Origin of the sequence: Longimicrobium sp., from assembly GCF_036388275.1 — a bacterium.
Lineage (GTDB): Bacteria > Gemmatimonadota > Gemmatimonadetes > Longimicrobiales > Longimicrobiaceae > Longimicrobium.
Genome location: NZ_DASVSF010000107.1, coordinates 87619 through 107099 on the forward strand (window position 1 = coordinate 87619; position 19481 = coordinate 107099).

Here is a 19481-nt window from a genome sequence, read left to right on the forward strand (position 1 = left end):
GCACGGGGAGTGAAGGAAAGCACCGGAGGTCGGGGAAGTCACCACGTCACGAAAGTCACTCCAGGGCCGGCTTGATCTCGCTTCTTCACGTCTCGGACCTTCACTTCGGCCCGCCGCACTACCCCGAGGTAGCGCGGGCGCTGCATGCATTCGCGCACCGGCTGCAGGCCGATTGCATCGTAGCGTCGGGCGATTTCACCCAGCGCGCCACCGAAGAGCAGTTCGCCGAGGCGCGCGCGTTCCTGAACACGCTGCCCAGCGTTCCCCTGATCGTCACGCCGGGGAACCACGACGTGCCGCTGATGCGGATCGCCGAGCGGGTGCTGGACCCGTATCGCTACTACCGCAAGCACATCCTGCCGGAGCTGGACACCGTTACCGACATCCCGGGCGCGCGCATCGTCGCCATCAACTCCACCGCGCCGCTCAAGGCCACGGTCAACGGCCGCATCCACCAGTGGCAGATCGACTTTGCGCGCGAGGCGTTCCAGGGAATCGCCGACGAGACGTACCGCATCGTGGTGGCCCATCACAACTTCGCGCCGCCGCCAGACTGGGAGGGCGCCGATGCCATGCCCCAGGCCAGGCGCGCGCTCGACGCGTTCACGGCCATGCGCGTTGACCTGATCCTGGGCGGCCACCTGCACCGCGCCTACCTCGGCAACTCGCTCGACGTGTACGCCGGGGCGGACCGCGAGCACGGCATCGTCATCGCGCAGAGCGGCACCACCACCTCGCGGCGCGGGCGTGCGCGCGAGCGGGAAAAGAACTCGCTGAACGTGCTGAAGCTGGATGACAAGCACATCCGCATCACGCACTACATGTACTTCGACGATGCGGGCGACTTTCTGCCCACCAGCCGCCACCTGTTCTACCGCCGCGGCCGGCCGCCGCTGGACGACGAGGGCGAGGTGACGAAGGCGCTGTGGATGGACGACCGCAAGGAGGTGCGCGATGCCGCGGTATGAGCGCCGCCGCCTGTCGCGCGGCGAAGAGATGAAGGCCGTGGGAATGGCGGCCGGCGTGGCCGCGGGCATCGGCGCGGCGGCGTGGTACGTTGCGCGGATCTTCCTGGCGCGCGAACGGGTGGACGGCGCCTCCGTGCCCTCCCCGGCACCCGTACCGGAGGCCGGGGGATGAAGAGGAACCGGGCCGTTCGCCTGCTCACCTGGGGTCTGGGCGGGGTGCTGCTGGGCGTGGCGCTCGCCGTGCTGGTGCTGAACATCGTCGCGCGCACCCAGACCGGGCACGAGTTCGTGCTGCAGCGCACCCTGCGCGCGCTGGGCAAAGGGCTGAACGGCGGACAGCTGAACGTCGCCCGGATCGACGGCAACCTGTTCGAGGGCGCCAAGCTGTACGGCGTATCGCTCAAGGACCGGCAGGGCCGCGCCTTCATCCTGGCCGACAGCGCCTACCTGGACTACGACGTCAAGACGCTGCTCTCGCCGCGCATCCACATCACCCGGGCCACCCTGTACGAGCCCGAGGTGTACGTGTTCAAGCTGCCCGGCGACTCGCTGTGGAACTACCAGGCGATCTTCGCCGCCGATCCCACCCGCAGCGACACGACGAAGCGCGTGGAGCGCATCACGCTGCTCGACACGCTGCGGATGATCGATGGCGTGGTGCGGGTGCAGAACGTGTGGAAGCCCGACTCCACCCTTTCCACGCGCGCCCAGCAGGCCGAGATCGCGGCGGCGCTCTCCGACACCTCGGTGGTCCTGGTGAACCGCGTGGGGGGCGGGTACATCCGCACCATGAACTTCCGGCGGATGAACGGCCGCCTTTCCCGCGTCCGCTTCGCGCCGGGAACGCGCTCCGGCTCGCGCATCCACGTCGATTCGCTGCGCACGGAAGCGCAAATCTTCCGGCAGCCGGTGCAGCTGCACCACAGTCAGGGGACCATCGCGCTGCTCAAGGGGCACATCGAATTCGACGTCCCCATCGTGCGGCTGCGCAACTCGCTGCTCGCCACCTCGGGGGTGGTTCGCACGGACAGCTTCCCCCGGTGGTTCAACCCCGCCGAGGCGCCCATGTACGACGTGGCGTTCCGCACCGATTCGGTGGATTTCGGCGACCTGCGCTGGCTGTACAAGCGCTTTCCCGAAGACGCGTCCGGGCGGCTGTCGCTGCGCATCGAGTCGCGGCCGGGCGGCACCATGTTCCTGGCGCGCAACGCCGACGTGCGCGCGCCGGGCACGCACATCGCGGGCAGCTTCGGCATGCAGGTGGGCGACACCCTGCGCTTCATGGACGTGGACCTGAAGGCGGAGCCCGTCCGAATCTCCACCATCGAGCGGATGCTCCCCGAAGGCCTCCCGGTGCGCGGCCTGCAACTGGGCGGGGCGGAGATTCGCGGCGCTCCCTGAGATCGTCGTCATCCACGAAACGCAGCGGGCCCGGAGGAAAGATCCTCCGGGCCCGCTCTCGTTGTTGCTCCACCCGGCTCAGCCGGCGGCCACCAGTTCGCCCTGGGACGAAGGGGCGGGTGCCAACCGGCGCACCACGGTAAGGATGCGGTGCAGGTTGCATGGCTTGGGAAGCAGCGCGCTGAAGCCTTCTTCCAGGACGCGCGCCTCGGGCCACTTCAGGACGTCGGCGGTAAGGGCGACCACGGGGATGCCGGACGTTTCCGGAAGCGCCGCCAGCTCCCGGCGCGCGGCGATGCCGTCCATGCGCGGCATCCGCATGTCCATCAGCACCACGTCGGGGCGGGAGTCGCGCGCCATCCGCACACCCTCGACGCCGTCACGGGCCTGGAGCACACGGTAGCCCGCGTGCTGAAGCAGCACGCCGCAGACGGTCTGGTGGTCGGGGTCGTCGTCGACGATGAGGATGGTAACGGGCGGCATGGGCCACTTCCGCGGGCGGGCTTCCGGATGGGGGGTGGAAACAGCAATCTAGTCGCGGCTTCCGGATTGTACAATGTATTTGTAGGGTTGATTCCTTCAGCGCCGTTTTTCGCCTCCGTGGGTCAGTCGCCGCCCCGGTTCTTGTCGATGATCGCGGCCAGGATCAGCACGAACGCCAGCAGGCGCACGGAGTACAGCAGCACCTGCTCGCCGTTGGGATCGGCGGCGAGTGCCAGCGCGGCCCGCTGCGCGGCGAGCAGCCAGAACGCCGCGGCAAAGATTCCGAACAGGCGGTCGCGGGTGTCGCGCCAGAACCGCAGGAAGTACAGGCCGGCGACGAAGTACCCCATCACCAGCGCGCCCGAGATGAGCTGGCTCAACGCGTCTCCCATACCAGGCCGTAAAGTAGGATGACGATTCCCGCCAGCGCCGGAAGCGTGCGCCAGACGGAAAGGTCGATGTCGGGCACCACCCGCATGTCGACGAGCAGGATGATGTTGTTCAAGGCAAGCCCCGTGAAGCACAGCCCCGACCACAGCAGCAGCCGCACCCGGTTGCGGGCGTAGCCGCGCAGCAGCAGGACGGCACAGGCAAGGCTGGTGAGCGCGCAGAGGGCGTATACGAGTGTCGCCATCGGTCAGCCCTTCCTGAGCTTGAAGGCGTCGGCGAACGAGCGCACGGGGTCCGGGGGCTGGTTGTAGATCAGGTTGATGACCGCCACGCGGTTTTGGCGGTAGGCGGCGGCCAGCGCATTCACCTCGTCGCGCAGGCGGGGACTGGACGGATGGTAGCGATACACGGGAGTGCCGCCGCCGTTGGACGTGGCGAGGCCGATCCCCACCAGCTGCTCCAGCCGTCGGGTGGCACCCGCCGGCACGGTGTAGATGGACCGGGCGACGTCTTCCGGGGACCAGTCCTGTTCAGGCTGCGAGTGGATCAGCAGAAGCGTTTCCAGAAGCTCCGCGGACTCGATGTTGTGTGCGATGAACGCCCTTACGACGTCCGGGATCGCCTCGCTCATCCTCTCCGGCAGGTAGCGGGAAACGGGTCGAGGGCACCGCGATGGCGCTGCCGACCCGGTCGAGAACGGAAGAACGGCGACGTACGCGCTCCACGTCCGGGAGCGCAGACTATCGTTCTCCCTGCGCCAGCGCAACGGCTCGTCTGGTCGCGCGCCGGCCTCGCCGCCGAACCGCGAATCCCGAAGCTCAGGTGCGGCATGCACGTGAGGCACCACGCAGCAGCGGTCACCGAAGCCGGGGCCTCGGCTGCCGTGGGGCCCTCACCCGGCCGCGCTGACACGCGTGCCACCCTCTCCCACAAACAGCGTGGGAGGGGGGTACACCCCAGAATCGAGCGCGCCAAGCCAGCCGAAGCGCAATCGAATTCTCCCTTTTCCCCGCTTGCGGGGGGAGAGAGGGCAGCCTGAGACTGCGCGGGAGCTGCCGAAGCACACCGAGCTTCGCCAGCCTTCGCGCGCCGCGCCGACGCGGAGCGAGGCGATTCCGGCGTCCGTACCGCTGTCGCGTCCAAGGTGAGAAGTGGCGCATGCAAGATGCGGGTGTGCTACGGGCAGGTTTGGCGCGCTTGGGCCTGAATAGAAAAAGTCCAGTTCGTCCAAATCATAAACGGCGCCCGCGAGCCCTTTTCATCCCTCAGGGTCGGCCGGAGGACGGTGAAAGACTCAGGATGACAGCGCTGTGGGGCCGCACTGAGGTGGGGTGGCGCACCGGACTGGCTCCCTTCCCCCGCGCTGTTTGCGGGGGAAGGGTTGGGGATGGGGGGCGGCCGCGGCATGCGCCAAACCCAGCCTCCTTCGCCCCGAAGTTCTCTCCTCTCCGCACAGCACTATCGTGCGCGGAGGGCCCGCGGGAGGGGCCTCCCCCGGAAACAAGAAATCCGCCCCTCCCCCGGAGTCCGGGGGAGGGGCGGTCTTCCATCCACGATTCGGCGAGGACGGTTCTACTTCTCGTCCGTGTACGTCGGACGCGGAGGCGTGTCGACGTGCGCCTGGTGGTGCGTGCGCTGCACCACGCTGTGCCGCCGGCCGTACAGGAAGTAGATCGCCAGGCCGATCGCCAGCCACAGGAACAGCCGCTCCCACGCAACGCGCGGCAGCCCCGTCATCAGGTACACGCACGACAGGATGCCCAGGATGGGGAACAGCGGCACGAACGGCGTCTTGAACGGACGCGGACGGTTCGGCTCCTTCACGCGCAGGTACCACACGCCCGCGCACACGATGCTGAAGGCCAGCAGCGTGCCGATGGACACCAGGTGCCCCAGCTCCGAAACGTCGTAGTAGCCCGCCAGGAACGCGCAGACCAGGCCCACCAGCGCGCTGCTGATGTGCGGCGTGCGGAAGCGCGGGTGCAGGCGGCTGAAAATCGGCGGAAGCAGGCCGTCGCGCGACATCGTGTAGAAGATGCGGGGCTGGCTCATGAGCATCACCAGCATCACCGACGAAAGACCGGCGATGGCGCCCACCTTGATCCACGGGGCCAGCCAGGTGTAGCCCGTGGCGTCGATGGCCACCGCGATGGGCTCGCCCACGTTCAGGCGCGGGTACTCCACGATGCCCGTCATGATGCCCGACACCAGGATGTACAGGATGGTGCAGATGATCAGCGAGCCCAGGATGCCGATGGGCATGTCGCGCTGCGGGTTCTTGGCTTCCTGCGCCGTCGTCGACACCGCGTCGAAGCCGATGTAGGCGAAGAAGATCACGCCGCCCGCCGCGATGATGCCGTTGAAGCCGAACGCCCCCGGACCGGTGGCCTGCGGGATGAACGGCGTCCAGTGGTCCATCGACTGTCCCCAGTGCGTGAGGACGTAGTACCCGCCTGCCAGGATGAACGCCGCCACGACGGCCAGCTTGATGGCCACCGCGACGTTGTTGAAGCGCGCCGACTCCTTGATGCCCGTCACCAGCAGCACCGTTACGGCGAAGATGCCGAGCGCCGCGATCACGTTGAAGCCGCCGTTCGCCTGCGGAAGGCTGTCGATGCTGACGCCCTGCGCCGCCAGAGACTGGGTGAGCTCCTCGGTCTTGCGCACCCAGGTGTCGGAGCCCGGGGCCTGCACCAGCTCGCCGGCCGGGTTGGTCAGGTAGGGCGGAAGGATGACGCCCAGGTCCTTGAGGAACGAGTTCACGTACCCCGACCAGCCCGCTGCCACCGTCGCCGCGCCGAACAGGTACTCCAGGATCAGGTCCCACCCGATGATCCACGCGATCAGCTCGCCCAGCGTGGCGTAGCCGTACGTGTACGCGGAGCCCGCGATGGGGATCATGGACGCGAACTCGGCGTAGCAGAGGCCGGCGAAGACGCAGGCGATGCCGGCGAACACGAACGCCAGCACGATGGCCGGTCCCGCGTGCTGCGCCGCCGCCGTGCCCGTGAGCACGAAGATACCGGTTCCGATGATGGCGCCGATGCCCAGCGACACCAGGTTCAGCGGGCCGAGCTCGCGTTTCAGGCTGTGCTCGCCTTCGGAAAAGGCGTCCGCCTGCAGCTCGTCGATGTTCTTGCGGGCGAAAAGACTCATGACTGCTCCGGTGTGGGCGGACTCCGGTCCGCCGCGGGGGGTGGAGTGTGATGTACCGCGCCGGGCGGGCGCGTGCTTCCAGCGGCCATGGGCCGCGCTCGGCCGTGTGTGCTCCGCCCCTGGGCGGGCGGGGGTTCTCCCGGAGTCGGGGGAAATCGCGATCCAGCGTTGATGATGCTGAAGCGCATGAATGTAAGCGCCGTGCGGCTCCGGTCAAGCATTCGTTCAAAGCCCCTCCCAAAATCGTCGCGTTCCGGCGCGGCGCGGACGCGCGCCCGCTGTTACGTCCGCATTGCGCCCCCGCCCCCGCGCGCGTTAGTGTGCCGCTCCGGGGCGGCCCCGCGCCGCCCGCGAACCCCGCGTGCGCGAGTTCCATGTCAGAGCTGCTGGCCGTTCCCGAGTCCCGCGCCTTTCCCCTGCGCCGGCTGCTGCAGCCGCTGCTGGGCGCCCGCAGCGTGGCGCTTCACACGCACGTGCACGCCGACGGCGACGGGGCCGGGTCGCAAGCGGCCCTGGCGGCGTGGCTGGAAGGGCGGGGAATCCGCTGCACCATCGTGAATCCCACGCCCTTTCCCGACTCGCTGCGCTTCGTCCTCCACCGCCAGGACGTGGTGGCCGACCTGGGCACCCCCGAGGCCGAGGCCGCCCTGGACGAGGCCGACCTGTTCCTGGTGCTCGACACCAGCGAGCCGGAACGCATCGGCAAGCTGGCGCAGCGCATTCCCCGCGACCGCACGCTGGTGGTGGACCATCACCCCGCGGGAAGCGAGGTGGTGGGCGACGTGGCCGTGCAGGACCCCACCGCCGCCGCCACGGGCGAGATGGTGTACGACATCATCACCCTGTCGGGCGACGCCGTGCCCCAGGCGTCGGCGCTGGGGGCCTACGTGGCGCTGGTCAGCGACACGGGCTCGTTCCGCTTCGGCAACACCACGCCGCGGGTGCTGGCGGTGGCCGGCGAGCTGATGACGCTGGGCATCGACCCCGAGGTGGTGTACCGCCGCCTGTTCGCCACGGCGCCGCGCCGCCGGCTGGAGCTGCTGCGCGAGGCGCTGGCCAGCCTGGAAAGCGACGACGGCGTGGGGTGGATGGTGGTGCCCCACGAGGTCACCCAGCGGCTGGGCGTGTCGGGCGAGGACTTCGACGGGCTGATCGAGCACGTTCGCTCGATGGAGGGAACGGAGGTGGCGCTGCTCTTCCGAGAAACCGCTCCCGGCGAAACCAAGATCTCCTTCCGCTCCAACGGCGCCGCCGACGTCAACCGCATCGCGCGTGAGTTCGGCGGGGGCGGGCACGTGAAGGCGGCGGGCGCCAACGTCCCGGAGCCCGCCTCCGCCCTCGTCCCCCGCGTGATCGACGCCGTCCGCCGCGCCCTCCGCGGCTGAACGGCCCACCCTTCCGGCGCTCCGCGAACCGCGTGCGAGCGCCGTCTTCACCCCCTCCGCCACACGCCCATGACCGTACCCTGCCGCCAGTGCAGCACCCCCGTGGATCCCTCCGCCCCCGTCTGCCCCGTCTGCGGCGCGGCGAATCCCGGCCAGCGCCACGGCCCGCCTCCGGGCCCCGCCGCCGCCGCCTCGTACGCCAGCGTGCAGCGGACCGGCCCCGAGCAGGTGGTGATCACGAACGTCGACATCCCGTTCGGCAGGATGGTGATGCTCATCCTGAAGGTGATGATCGCGTCCATCCCCGCGTACATCCTCCTGATGATCATCTTCCTGGCGATCTTCGCGGTGCTCGGCGGGATGGCGGCCGCGATGATGCCGGAGCTGTTCAGCGGAGGCGGCGGGGGAATGGAGGGGCTGTAGTCGATCGCCGCACGAACGCGAAGGGGGCGCATCCGGTCAGCCGGATGCGCCCCTTTCGCACTCTCGCCGTCCGGCCGCTAGAAGTCGCGGTACGGGCGGCGCTTGGCGTAGTTGTAGGCGGTGATGGCGGCGATCACGTGAGCCACCCATCCCAACAGCCCGCCCGTTCCCAGCCACAGGCCGGGGGTAAAGACGAACCAGAACAGCGCGCGGAACCATGCGCCGTTGTACAGCTGCCCCAGGCCGGGGATGAAGAAGCTCAGCAGAGCCGCAAAACCGGGATCACGCACGGTATCCTCGCTTTCGTATTCAGGTCGCAGGACACGCCCTCGTCCCGCTCAAAGGGAGCATACGGCGGAGCACCAGCGGAAGTTTCAGGTCCCGCGGACTACTGGAAAAGATGGTCTCACGCAGAGACGCAGAGCCGAAGAGAGAGAGAAGGGAGAGAGTGATCTGCACCGTTTCGGTGAAGCGCGATCCTCACCCCTCACCACAATCGTGCAGGCGGCGTGGCCCTCCTGTCCCTCGCCGAAACCGTAAGTGACGGTGGCGGAAAGAGTTGGCTTCCATCCACGCGGGCGTACCGGCGCTTGCATTGGAGGGATCGCAATCGAGACTTCCACATCACACCGGAGTTCAAGCCGATATGCGACGCTCCCTGCTTGTCCTTGCCGTGGCCGCGCTCGGTGCCTGCGACGGCGCCGACACTCCGCTGGCCCCCGACCTCCAGCCCTCGTCGCTGCTGGCGGCGGCGACCGACGGCTCCATCCCCGGCCACTACGTCGTACAGCTGAGCTGGGGCGCCAACGCCTCCGCGCTGGCCGCGGAGTACGGCCTCAAGCCCCGCTACGTGTACGAGCACCTGCTGAACGGCTTCGCGGGCTCCATCCCCGACGCCAAGGCGAAGGCGCTGTCGCTGGATCCCCGCGTGTTGAAGATCAGCGTGCAGCGGCAGTACCGGGTGGTATCGACCACGCAGTCCGGCGCCACGTGGGGGCTGGACCGCATCGACCAGCGCGCGCGGCCGGTGGACGGCAACTATACCTACGACTTCGACGGCGCCGGCGTCACCGCCTACATCATCGACACCGGCATCCGCTTCGACCACGTGGAGTTCGAGGGGCGCGCCGTGCCGGGCTTCGACGCGTACGCCGCCGATCCCACCGACCCGCTGCTGATCGGCGACATGAACAACGACTGCCAGGGCCACGGCACGCACGTGGCCGGCACCGTCGGCGGCAAGACGTACGGCGTGGCCAAGCAGGCCAAGCTGGTGGCGGTGCGCGTGCTGAACTGCGCCGGCTACGGCTCCGACGCCGACGTGATCGCGGGGATGGACTGGGTGGCGGCGAACGCCACGCTCCCCGCCGTGGTGAACATGTCGCTGGGCGACGTGATCCCCACCAAGACCCTGGGCACCAGCGCGCCCATCGACGACGCGGTGCGCGGAATGATCTCGTCGGGCATTACCGTGGTCGTCGCCGCCGGTAACGGCTGGGGCAACGGCACCATCGGCGCGGACGCCTGCATGTTCCCCATCGCCAACGTCGCCGAGGCGATCACCGTGGCCGCGAGCAACGCGGCGGACACGCGCACCTCGTGGACCAACTACGGCGCCTGCGTCGACATCTTCGCCCCGGGCGACGGCATCACGTCGGCGTACAACACCAGCTCCACGGCGACGGACGTGCTGGGCGGCACCTCCATGGCCAGCCCGCACGTGGCCGGCGCCGCCGCCCTGGTGCTGCAGCAGGCCCCCGGCGCCACCCCGCAGCAGGTGCGCGACCTGCTGGTGGCCAGCGCCACGCAGAACATCGTCGTGCCCGTGACGCTGAACAGTGGCCACACCATGAACAGCCACCTGCTGTACAGCCGAGTGACGGTGCCGGTGACGACGACCACCGAGCCGGTGAAGACGAAGCCCTGCACGCCCAGGCGCCAACGGCAGGGAGAGTGCGTGAGTGCGTGAGTGCGTGAGTGCGGAGGGTCACGCGTGATGCGCGGCTCTCCGGGTTCACCACAAATTCTGTGAACGCGCGAAGGGCGCCCTCCCGCGCGGGAAGGCGCCCCTCGTCTTTTTCACTTCCGCACTAACGCACTAACGCACTAACGCACTAACGCACTAACGCACTTCCCTCAGGCGTCGCCCTCGAGGTACGTGTACCCCGCCAGCCCCGCGATGTAGTCGGCGATGAAGGCGTTCGCCTCGGCGCGGGTGAGGCCCTTGGCGTTGGCGATCTTGCGGCGGAAGGTGCTGATCAGGTCCTGCGTGTTGAACTGCACGTAGTTCAGCACCTCGGTGATGGTGTCGCCGTGCACCAGGTCGCCGATCTCGTACCCCGTGTCCGTCAGCTTTACGTGCACGGCGTTGGTGTCGCCGAACAGGTTGTGAAGGTCGCCCAGGATCTCCTGGTACGCGCCGGTCAAAAAGATCCCCAGCACGTACGGGTCCCCGTGGCCGAATGTGTGGAGCTCCAGGCTGGGCTTGGGCTTCCGCCATCCCACGAACTGGTCGATCTTGCCGTCGGAGTCGCACGTCACGTCCTGCAGCGTTCCCCGGCGCGTCGGCTCCTCGTTCAGCCGGTGCACGGGCATGATGGGGAACAGCTGGTCGATGGCCCACGAGTCGGGGAGCGACTGGAAGAGCGAGAAGTTGCAGAAGTACCGGTCGATCAGCATCCCGTGAAGCTCGGGAAGGATGTCCTCGTACTCCTCCGGGTCCTTCGCCGCCAGCTGCGCCACGCGGTTCATGATCGCCAGCCAGTACCGCTCGCCGATCGCCCGCTCGCGCAGGGTGAGCGTGCCCGAGTTGAAGTGGTTCTGCAGCTGCTCCTTGATGAACGAGGCATCGTGGTACACCTCCCTCATGCTGCGGCCGTCCAGCTCGCGCAGCACCCCCGCCAGCTCCTGCACCAGCAGGTGGTCGTCTTCCGACACCTCGTCGAGCTCTTCGGGGCTCTGCGTTTCCAGGTCGATGACGTTGATCAGCAGCAGTGCGTGGTGCGCCGTGAGCGCGCGGCCGCTTTCCGAGATCACGTGGGGCATGGGCACCTCGTTCTCGCGGCACGCCTCGGCCAGGGCGTAGACGATGTCGTTGGCGTACTCCTGCATGGAGTAGTTCACGCTGGCCGAGGTGGCGGAACGTGAGCCGTCGTAGTCCACGCCCAGCCCGCCGCCCACGTCCACGTACTCCACGTTCACCCCGATCTGGCGCAGCTCCACGTAGTACCGCGCCACCTCGGTCATCCCCAGCTTGATGTTGCGGATGTCCTGGATCTGGGACCCCAGGTGAAAGTGGATGAGCTTCAGCGCATCCAGCTTCCCCGCCTCGCGCAGCTTGTCGAGCACGCGCATCAGCTGCGAGGCGTTCAGCCCGAACTTGCTGCGCTCGCCGGCCGACTCGCTCCAGCGCCCGGAGCCCGTCGCGGAGAGCTTGATGCGCACGCCGGCCATGGGCACCACGCCCATGTCGTCGGCCACGCGCAGGAGCACGTCGACCTCGCCCGGCTTTTCGATGACGATCACCACGCGGTGGCCGAGCTTCTGGCCCATCAGCGCCAGCCGCATGAACTCTTCGTCCTTGTAGCCGTTGCAGACGATCAGGTGGTCCGTGCGCTCGGTGAGCGCCAGCACTGCCTGCAGCTCGGGCTTGCTCCCCACCTCCAGCCCCACCCCGTGCCGCTCGCCGAACGCCACGATCTCTTCGACCACGTGGCGCTGCTGGTTCACCTTGATGGGGTAGACGGTGGTGTAGCCGCCCTGGTAGTCGAAGTCGCGGATGGCCGTGGCAAAGCGCTCGCCCAGGTTCTCGATGCGCGTTCGCAGGATGTCGGAAAAGCGCAGCAGCAGCGGCAGCCCGACGCCCTGGGCCTCCAGGTCGGTGGCCAGCTCGAACAGGTCCAGGCCGCGGGCCGGGTCCTTGGTGGGGTGCACGGAAACGTGCCCCTTGTCGTTGATGTCGAAGTAGCCGATTCCCCAGCCTTCCACGTTGTACAGCTCGCGGGAATCTTCGATGCTCCACTTCTTGTCGATCTCTGCCTCCGGGCTCGGGCGCCTGGCCATGGTCGGTTCAGGTGAAAGCGGGGACGGAATTTGGAGCCGATGGCCCCCGCGCGAAAGTGGTGCCGCTCTCCGCGGCGCGCGCAGCCCCCGCCACCCTGTCGCGCCCGCGGGGCGGCGGATACTTTCCGGCGAGCACACGTCCCGAAAAAACGCCCGGACCCCAGATCCCTTCGATGTACCACGCACCCGACTTTTCGCAGCCCCGCTTCGCCAGCGCGCCCGACGCCACCTTCGCGCCGGCCCCGGCCGACGGGGTGCTTCCGGAAGGTTTCTTTTCGACGACCAACCTGCCGACGTACGTCCGCCTGAACGGCGAGTGGAAGCTGCCCCGCGACCCGCGCATGGACAGCGCCCTGGTGCTGGACCCCGACGGCGTTCCGCGCGTGCTGGAGGCGCGCTACGTCCGCGCCGGGCAGCAGGTGGCCATGGGGCTGGCCGAGGACGGCAGCGAAGGCATCTTCGTGCACGCCAGCGGGCTGATGGGCGCCGAGGGCGACGTGGGGCCCGAGGGCGAGTTCAAGTTCATGTCGTCGGAGGTCAGCCGCGAAAAGCCGACGGACTACGGCGAGATGGCGCGCATCCTGGTGGACGAGCGCGAGCGCGGCGGCCACTTCATCTGGGTCGTAGGCCCGGCGGTGCTGCACTCGCGCGGCCGCGACACGCTGGCGTGGTTCATCCGCGAGGGGTACGTGGGCGCGCTGTTCGGCGGCAACGCGGTCGCCGTGCACGACATCGAGAGCGCCACCATGGGCACCACGCTGGGGATGAACAACCGTGGCATTCCCATGGAGGGCGGCCACGCCTTCCACATGCGCGCCATCAACCGCGTCCGTGCCGCCGGCTCCATCCCCGCAGCGGTGGAGCAGGGGATCATCCGCGAGGGGGTGATGCACGCCGCGGTGACGTCGAAAGTGCCGTACGTGCTGGCCGGCTCCATCCGCGACGACGGCCCGCTTCCCGACACCATCACCGACGCCATCCGCTGCCAGGAGGTGATGAAGGAGCACACGCGCCGCTGCACGGGGGTCATCATGATCGCCACGGCGCTGCATTCGATCGCCACCGGCAACATGCTGCCGTCGTACGTGTGGAAGGAGGAGACCGGCGAGGTGCGGCCGCTCACGACGATCTGCGTGGACTCGTCGGAGTTCGTGGTCAGCAAGCTCAAGGACCGCGGCACGCACCAGGCCTTCGGCGTGATCACCAACGCGCAGGACTTCCTGCACGTCCTTCGCTTTTACGTGGAGCAGGAAGCCGCCTCGCGCGCCCAGGCTCCCGCGGGCGTCGCCTGAGCGCGGCGGCGGGCGGCGCCTCGCCCGGCGCCGTCAATCCGCACCTGGCCGCCGCGCTCTCCGCCGTCGCCCAGGCGATCCCCCCGGAGCGGATCGACGGCGCGTGGATCTTTCCCGCCCGGCAGCTGGGGCCGCGCGAGAGCGGGCTGGCGGTGCTCTCCGTCTTCGTGGAGGGGGACGAGGCGCGGAGGACGCGGACGATCTACACCATCGGCTACGTGCTGGAGCCGCCCGCGCCCCGCGCCCGCCCGGTGCGCGCGGACGAGGTGGCGGAGCAGGGGACGGTGCCGGTGGACCGCGTCGGGCGCATCATCGAGGGCGTGCTGCGGCGCCTGGACGAGCCCGAGATCCCGGACGTCCGCGAGACCGGGGGCGACGCGGAGAAGTGGAAGGACCTGCTGGGCGAGTTGGGCGGCCTTCCTGGTACCGTCGCCCAGCCGGGCCGGTGAGGCCGCGGATCAGGATCGTCGAGGAGACGGACATCAGCGAGATGCACCGCATTCGCCTGGCCGTTCGTGAGAAACGCCTGGTCGATCCGTCGATGGTGCAGCCGGACGACTACCGCCGCCTGCTGGCGGAGAACGGGCGCGGATGGGTGGCCGAAGCGGAGGGGCGGATCGTGGGCTTTGCGGTGGCGGATGGGACGCGCGGCAACATCTGGGCGCTGTTCGTCCACCCGGATTTCGAGGGCCGCGGGGCCGGGCGGATGCTGCACGACACGATGATGGACTGGTTCTTCGCCTCGGGCGCCGACTCCGTCTGGCTGAGCACCGATCCGGGCACCCGGGCAGAGGCGTTCTACCGCGCTGCCGGCTGGCGGCCGGCCGGCGAGTACCACGGCGAGGCGCGCTACGAGATGTCGAGCCAGGACTGGCTTGCGAGGGGTGGGGGAGGGGAGAGGCGCTGAAGGCGGACGCTGATCGGAACGCGTCGTTTCCCCGGCGAGTGCACGGTGCGGCTTGACCGCACTTATCAAGAATGATTATCGTTCCAGGCAGAACGCCCGCGCGACGGCCCGCTCCCGAGGACCCTTCATGGCCACGATCGAAAAGAACGCCACGGCCCCGCACCTTCACCTGTTCCGCCGGTACCTGCGCCAGCAGGGGCTGCCGGTGACGCAGCAGCGCGAGGTGGTGGCCGACGTTCTGTTCAGCAGCACCGAGCACCTGTCGGTGGAGGAGATCGAGGCCGAGCTCAAGAAGCGCGGCGAGCGCATCGGCAAGGCGACGATCTACCGGACGATGGAAATCCTGGTGCGCGCCGGGCTGGTGGAGGATCACGACTTTGGCGACGGCTTCAAGCGGTACGAGCACCTGTTCGGGCGGCAGCCGGTGCACGAGCACTTGGTGTGCACCCACTGTCGCAAGGTGGTGGAGTTCCGGCGCCGCGAGATCCACCGCATTCAGGACGAGGTGGCGCGCGAGCACGGCTTCATGGCCGTCCGCCACCGGCTGGAGATCTACGGCCTGTGCGCCGACTGCCGCGCGGCGGGCGTACAGCTGAGCAACGACGGCGTGGCGTGCCCGGCGCTGCGGTTGTGAACGGCAGTGCGTAAGTGCGTTAGTGCGTGAGTGCGGAAGTGGACCGCCCCGTGAGATGATCTCGCGGGGCGGTTTTCGTTCGTGCGGTCGAGGATTGTGCAGCGTGGGCCGGTGCCGCGGGGGGCCCTCACTCGGGCCCTCACCCCCCGATCCGCCTCGGCGGTCGGACGGCGGATGCGGTCCGGCTCGTGCAGCGCGCCGGGCCTGCGGGTGCAGTCCGCGCAGGCGGACTTCGTGCCGTTTCAGCTGCGGTTTCAACCGCCGGACAAAAGCCGGGGTGCTCTGCATCCGTGACCGCTGCCGCGCCCGGGCTTGTACGTGTCCGCCGCTAGATCCTTCGGCCCGCGAGGCTCGGCGGACGGGCGAGTTCGGTGCGCAGGGGCCTCAGGATGACAGGCTATGGTGCACCAAAGACTTGGGCGCGCCGAAGTCTGGTGTGTACCCCCTCTCCCACGCTGTTTGTGGGAGAGGGTGGCACGCGTGTCAGCGCGGCCGGGTGAGGGCCCCAGCGAGGCTTGGTGAACGCGCCCTTCCGCTTGACGCGGCCCGGCGTGTGCCTTCTTTTCGGCGTCCGAACCCGAGACGAACGCCGAGCCTGATTGGATAGATGAGCGACCAGATTCCCGCCGCGCTCCAGGAGCTTCCCTGGGAGCTGCCCCGCAACTTCCTGGGGCTGGAAGGCGACGCGGCCACCTGGCAGAACGCCGGCGTGGTCATCGTGCCCATTCCGTACGAGAGCACCGTCAGCTACCAGGGCGGCACCAAGCTGGGCCCCGACGCCATCATCCAGGCGTCGCGCTTCATCGAGCTGTACGACCAGGAGCTGGATGGCGAGCCGGGGCCCGACGTGGGCGTGTGCACGCTGCCCGCGCTGCACCTCACCAGCGCCGGGCCCGAGGCGGCCGTCCGCGAGCTGCGCGAGTGCTACGACGCCATCCTGGCGGAGGCGGGGGATCGTCTCGTCATCGGGCTGGGGGGCGAGCACAGCATCACCAGCGCGCCGGTGCTGGCGCATGCGGACCGCCTGGGCGAGGGGCGCCGCCTGTCGATCCTGCAGTTCGACGCGCACGGCGACCTGCGGCTGGAGTACGAGGGCTCGGCGTTTTCGCACGCGGCGGTGATGGCGCAGTGCATCGACCGCGCGGACCTGGTGCAGGTGGGCATCCGCGCCATCACCAGCGAGGAGCGCGCTCTGATCCGCGAGCGCGAGGGCAGCATCACCACCATCTTCGCCGACGAGATGTGGGACAACGACGCGTGGCAGGACCGCGCGTTCGATGCCCTGGGTGACGACGTGTTCATCACCTTCGACGTGGACTACTTCGACCCGTCGCTGATGCCCGCCACCGGCACCCCTGAGCCCGGCGGCCCGCCGTGGTACCCCACGCTGAAGCTTCTGCGCCGGGTGTTCGAGGAAAAGAACGTCGTGGGCGTGGACGTGGTGGAGCTGGCGCCGATGGGTGGCAACTCGGCGCCGGACTTCGTGGTCGCCAAGCTCGTGTACAAGATGATCGCGTACCACAGCCTGGCGACGCGCCGCGGCTAAGCGAAAGAAGGTCTCACACGGAGTCCACGGAGGGCACGGAGGAAAAGGAGGGCGCTCCCCGGCCTCCTCCGTGTCCTCCGTGCCCTCCGTGTGAGCTGCAGTTTTCTTTAGATACAGGAGCAATGATGCCGCGCGAAGTGACGGACGGGAACGGGGTCACGTGGAGCCTCGTGGAGGCGTACGCGGGGCTGTCGGAGGATGGAAAGAGTGAGGCGGCGCGCGTGGAGGGCACCGACCGCTTCCGCGTGATCGCCACTCCCACCGGCGGCGCGCAGAGCGTGGAACTGGAGCTGCCCGCCGGCTGGGCCGACGACCTGTCCGACGATGACCTTGTGAAGGAGATCGGCGCCGCGGCGGAGTGACAGGAAAAGCATCCCGGGACTGCCACGCCGACCAATCGTTCCGCCACTCTGGCACGATCCAGAAGGTACAGTGGATGCACTGCGCCGGGCCCGTTGCCGCCTGCTTGACAGCGGGCGGCTGCGGGTTATGTTACCCGGGCTGTTAGCACTCCCCGAGTGCGAGTGCTAACAGAAAGCAACCAATCACATCTACGTTCCACGGAGGGTCACTGATGCCTACCGCGACCGATCTCAAGGTCAAGCCGCTCGCGGACCGCGTCGTCGTCAAGGCGCTCGAAGAGAGCGAGCAGATGCGCGGCGGTCTGTACATTCCGGACACGGCCAAGGAAAAGCCCCAGCAGGGCGAAGTCATGGCCGTTGGGCCGGGACGCGTGGAGGACGGCAAGCGCGTTGAGATGGAGCTGAAGGTGGGTGACAAGGTGCTCTACGGGAAGTACAGCGGCACCGAGGTCACCGTCGAGAACGAGCAGTACCTGATCCTGCGCGAGTCCGACGTCCTCGCGGTGGTCGGCTGAATCGTCCCGGCGACCGCCGCACGTTCTGACTGACTGAAATTTTTCCACCCAGATAAAAGAGGATACGAACGATGGCTGCCAAGGAGCTGACGTTCAACACCGATGCGCGCGCCTCGCTGAAGCGCGGCATCGACAAGCTGGCCGAGGCGGTGAAGGTCACGCTCGGCCCCAAGGGCCGCAACGTGGTCATCGACCGCAAGTTCGGCTCGCCCCTGATCACCAAGGACGGTGTGACGGTGGCCAAGGAGATCGAGCTGGACGACGCCATCGAGAACATGGGCGCCCAGATGGTCAAGGAGGTCGCCACCAAGACCTCGGACCTCGCCGGCGACGGCACCACCACCGCCACCGTGCTGGCCCAGGCCATCTTCCGCGAGGGCCTGAAGAACGTCACCGCGGGCGCCAACCCCATGTCGCTCAAGCGCGGCATCGACAAGGCCGTCGACGCCGTCATCGCCGAGCTCAAGAGCATCTCGGTGGAGACGGCCGGCAAGAAGGAAATCGCCCAGGTGGGCACCATCTCGGCCAACAGCGACGAGGAGATCGGCAACCTCATCGCCGACGCGATGGAAAAGGTGGGCAAGGACGGCGTGATCACCGTCGAAGAGGCCAAGGGGCTGGAGACCACGCTGGAGACCGTCGAGGGCATGCAGTTCGACCGCGGCTACGTGTCGCCGTACTTCGTGACCGACCCGGACCGCATGGAGGCCGTTCTCGAGGACGCGCTGATCCTGATCCACGACAAGAAGGTCAGCACCATGAAGGACCTTCTGCCCATCCTTGAAAAGGTGGCGCAGATGGGCCGTCCGCTGATGATCATCGCCGAGGACGTGGAGGCCGAGGCCCTGGCCACCCTGGTGGTGAACAAGCTTCGCGGCACCCTGCGCGTGGCGGCCGTCAAGGCGCCGGGCTTCGGTGACCGCCGCAAGGCCATGCTGCAGGACATCGCCATCCTCACGGGCGGCCAGCTGATCACCGAGGAAGTGGGCTTCAAGCTCGAGAACGCGGTGGTGAGCGACCTGGGCCGTGCCAAGCGCGTGGTGATCGACAAGGACAACACCACCATCATCGACGGCGCGGGCGACACGCAGGCCATCCAGGGCCGCATCGCCGAGATCCGCAACGCGATGGACAAGACCACCTCGGACTACGACCGCGAGAAGCTGCAGGAGCGGCTGGCCAAGCTGGCCGGCGGCGTCGCGGTAATCCACGTGGGCGCGGCCACCGAGACGGCCATGAAGGAGAAGAAGGCCCGCGTGGAGGACGCCCTTCACGCCACCCGCGCGGCGGTGGAAGAGGGCATCGTTCCCGGCGGCGGCGTGGCGCTGCTTCGCGCCCAGGCCAGCCTGAAGAAGCTGACGCTGGACGACGCCGACGAGAACATCGGCGTGCGCATCATCGAGCGCGCCCTGGAGGAGCCCATCCGCCAGATCGCCACGAACGCCGGCGTCGAGGGAAGCATCGTTGTGGCGCAGGTGCGCAACAACGAGAGCCCGTCGTACGGCTACAACGCCCGTACCGACGAGTACGAGGACCTGGTGCAGGCCGGCGTGATCGACCCCACCAAGGTGACGCGCACCGCGCTGCAGAACGCCGCGTCCATCGCAGGCCTCCTGCTGACCACCGAGGCCGTGGTCACCGAGAAGCCCGAGCCCAAGGGCGGCGGCGCCCCGTCGATGCCGGGCGGCGGTGGCATGGGCGACATGTACTGATGTCGCACCGGTGAACGGGCTTCGGTCCGCTCACCGGGAGTGCTGTCGGATAACTCCGGATTTCGTACCCACCGCCCGCAGGGATCTCCCTGCGGGCGGTGGTGCGTTCAGGCTCCTTTCTCGCGGCCGCACCTCCTCCCTGCAGCCGCGTCATCTTGTCCGTGGGCGCCCGCTCCGGCCAAGCCGAAAGCCCGATGGCACTCCCGCGGGGTTTTCCGGGTACGTCCCATCACCTCCCTTCATCG

At 68.5% G+C, this 19481-nt stretch carries 21 protein-coding genes; 14 read left to right on the top strand and 7 right to left on the bottom strand.

The window, feature by feature from the left end:
* The first annotated feature begins 71 nt into the window (after positions 1 to 71).
* The 3 genes from VF632_RS23815 to VF632_RS23825 are packed head-to-tail and all read left to right on the top strand — an operon-like array spanning position 72 to position 2369.
* Complete coding sequence (locus VF632_RS23815; protein WP_331025437.1) at positions 72 to 968, top strand: metallophosphoesterase family protein; 897 nt, start codon at positions 72 to 74, stop codon at positions 966 to 968.
* Entirely contained in the window at positions 955 to 1140 is a 186-nt protein-coding gene (locus VF632_RS23820) for a hypothetical protein (protein ID WP_331025438.1), read from the top strand. Before VF632_RS23815 ends, VF632_RS23820 begins: the two co-directional genes overlap by 14 nt.
* On the top strand, positions 1137 to 2369 hold the full coding sequence (locus VF632_RS23825) for a hypothetical protein (RefSeq protein WP_331025439.1): 1233 nt from the start codon (positions 1137 to 1139) through the stop codon (positions 2367 to 2369). The genes VF632_RS23820 and VF632_RS23825 overlap by 4 nt, the downstream gene beginning before the upstream one ends.
* A 78-nt stretch (positions 2370 to 2447) precedes the next feature.
* Here VF632_RS23825 and VF632_RS23830 read toward each other — a convergent pair whose 3' ends face one another.
* From VF632_RS23830 to VF632_RS23850, 5 genes are all read right to left on the bottom strand, one after another.
* Positions 2448 to 2852, bottom strand: coding sequence for a response regulator (locus VF632_RS23830; RefSeq protein ID WP_331025440.1), 405 nt, complete (start codon positions 2850 to 2852; stop codon positions 2448 to 2450).
* A gap of 122 nt (positions 2853 to 2974) precedes the next feature.
* Positions 2975 to 3232 (bottom strand): DUF5985 family protein, encoded by a 258-nt coding sequence (locus VF632_RS23835; RefSeq protein ID WP_331025441.1) that lies wholly within the window; start codon positions 3230 to 3232, stop codon positions 2975 to 2977.
* Positions 3229 to 3486 (bottom strand): DUF5985 family protein, encoded by a 258-nt coding sequence (locus tag VF632_RS23840; protein WP_331025442.1) that lies wholly within the window; start codon positions 3484 to 3486, stop codon positions 3229 to 3231. The genes VF632_RS23835 and VF632_RS23840 overlap by 4 nt, the downstream gene beginning before the upstream one ends.
* Before the next feature lie 3 nt (positions 3487 to 3489).
* A complete protein-coding gene (locus tag VF632_RS23845; protein WP_331025443.1) occupies positions 3490 to 3873 on the bottom strand; it encodes a hypothetical protein in 384 nt (127 codons plus the stop codon).
* Positions 3874 to 4814: 941 nt separating this feature from the next.
* Entirely contained in the window at positions 4815 to 6398 is a 1584-nt protein-coding gene (locus tag VF632_RS23850) for an amino acid permease (protein WP_331025444.1), read from the bottom strand.
* A gap of 374 nt (positions 6399 to 6772) precedes the next feature.
* On the opposite strand from VF632_RS23850, the gene VF632_RS23855 reads away from it, so the two are divergent.
* Positions 6773 to 7783: a bifunctional oligoribonuclease/PAP phosphatase NrnA gene (locus tag VF632_RS23855; RefSeq protein ID WP_331025445.1), complete on the top strand. Its 1011-nt coding sequence runs from the start codon at positions 6773 to 6775 to the stop codon at positions 7781 to 7783.
* A gap of 69 nt (positions 7784 to 7852) precedes the next feature.
* A complete protein-coding gene (locus tag VF632_RS23860) occupies positions 7853 to 8206 on the top strand; it encodes a hypothetical protein (protein ID WP_331025446.1) in 354 nt (117 codons plus the stop codon).
* A 77-nt stretch (positions 8207 to 8283) separates the two neighbouring features.
* Here the strand turns inward: VF632_RS23860 and VF632_RS23865 are convergent, their stop codons facing one another.
* Positions 8284 to 8496 (bottom strand): hypothetical protein, encoded by a 213-nt coding sequence (locus tag VF632_RS23865; protein ID WP_331025447.1) that lies wholly within the window; start codon positions 8494 to 8496, stop codon positions 8284 to 8286.
* A gap of 356 nt (positions 8497 to 8852) precedes the next feature.
* Between VF632_RS23865 and VF632_RS23870 the strand changes: the two genes are divergently transcribed.
* Positions 8853 to 10175, top strand: a complete 1323-nt coding sequence (locus tag VF632_RS23870) for a S8 family peptidase (RefSeq protein WP_331025448.1) — start codon at positions 8853 to 8855, stop codon at positions 10173 to 10175.
* A 167-nt stretch (positions 10176 to 10342) separates the two neighbouring features.
* Here the strand turns inward: VF632_RS23870 and speA are convergent, their stop codons facing one another.
* On the bottom strand, positions 10343 to 12268 hold the full coding sequence (speA, locus tag VF632_RS23875) for a biosynthetic arginine decarboxylase (protein WP_331025449.1): 1926 nt from the start codon (positions 12266 to 12268) through the stop codon (positions 10343 to 10345).
* A gap of 173 nt (positions 12269 to 12441) precedes the next feature.
* Between speA and VF632_RS23880 the strand changes: the two genes are divergently transcribed.
* The 8 genes from VF632_RS23880 (at position 12442) to groL (ending at position 19236) form a co-directional block, all read left to right on the top strand.
* Positions 12442 to 13560, top strand: coding sequence for a hypothetical protein (locus tag VF632_RS23880; protein ID WP_331025450.1), 1119 nt, complete (start codon positions 12442 to 12444; stop codon positions 13558 to 13560).
* 152 nt (positions 13561 to 13712) lie between these two features.
* The gene (locus tag VF632_RS23885; RefSeq protein ID WP_331025451.1) at positions 13713 to 14009 is read left to right on the top strand and encodes a hypothetical protein; all 297 of its coding nucleotides are present in this window, start codon (positions 13713 to 13715) and stop codon (positions 14007 to 14009) included.
* Complete coding sequence (locus VF632_RS23890) at positions 14006 to 14467, top strand: GNAT family N-acetyltransferase (protein ID WP_331025452.1); 462 nt, start codon at positions 14006 to 14008, stop codon at positions 14465 to 14467. Before VF632_RS23885 ends, VF632_RS23890 begins: the two co-directional genes overlap by 4 nt.
* 127 nt (positions 14468 to 14594) lie before the next feature.
* Positions 14595 to 15101: a Fur family transcriptional regulator gene (locus tag VF632_RS23895; protein WP_331025453.1), complete on the top strand. Its 507-nt coding sequence runs from the start codon at positions 14595 to 14597 to the stop codon at positions 15099 to 15101.
* 607 nt (positions 15102 to 15708) lie between these two features.
* Entirely contained in the window at positions 15709 to 16647 is a 939-nt protein-coding gene (gene speB / locus VF632_RS23900) for an agmatinase (RefSeq protein ID WP_331025454.1), read from the top strand.
* 122 nt (positions 16648 to 16769) lie between these two features.
* A complete protein-coding gene (locus tag VF632_RS23905) occupies positions 16770 to 17009 on the top strand; it encodes a hypothetical protein (protein WP_331025455.1) in 240 nt (79 codons plus the stop codon).
* Positions 17010 to 17221: 212 nt separating this feature from the next.
* A complete protein-coding gene (gene groES, locus VF632_RS23910) occupies positions 17222 to 17524 on the top strand; it encodes a co-chaperone GroES (protein WP_331025456.1) in 303 nt (100 codons plus the stop codon).
* A 71-nt stretch (positions 17525 to 17595) separates the two neighbouring features.
* Complete coding sequence (gene groL, locus VF632_RS23915) at positions 17596 to 19236, top strand: chaperonin GroEL (RefSeq protein WP_331025457.1); 1641 nt, start codon at positions 17596 to 17598, stop codon at positions 19234 to 19236.
* The last annotated feature ends 245 nt before the right edge of the window (positions 19237 to 19481 follow it).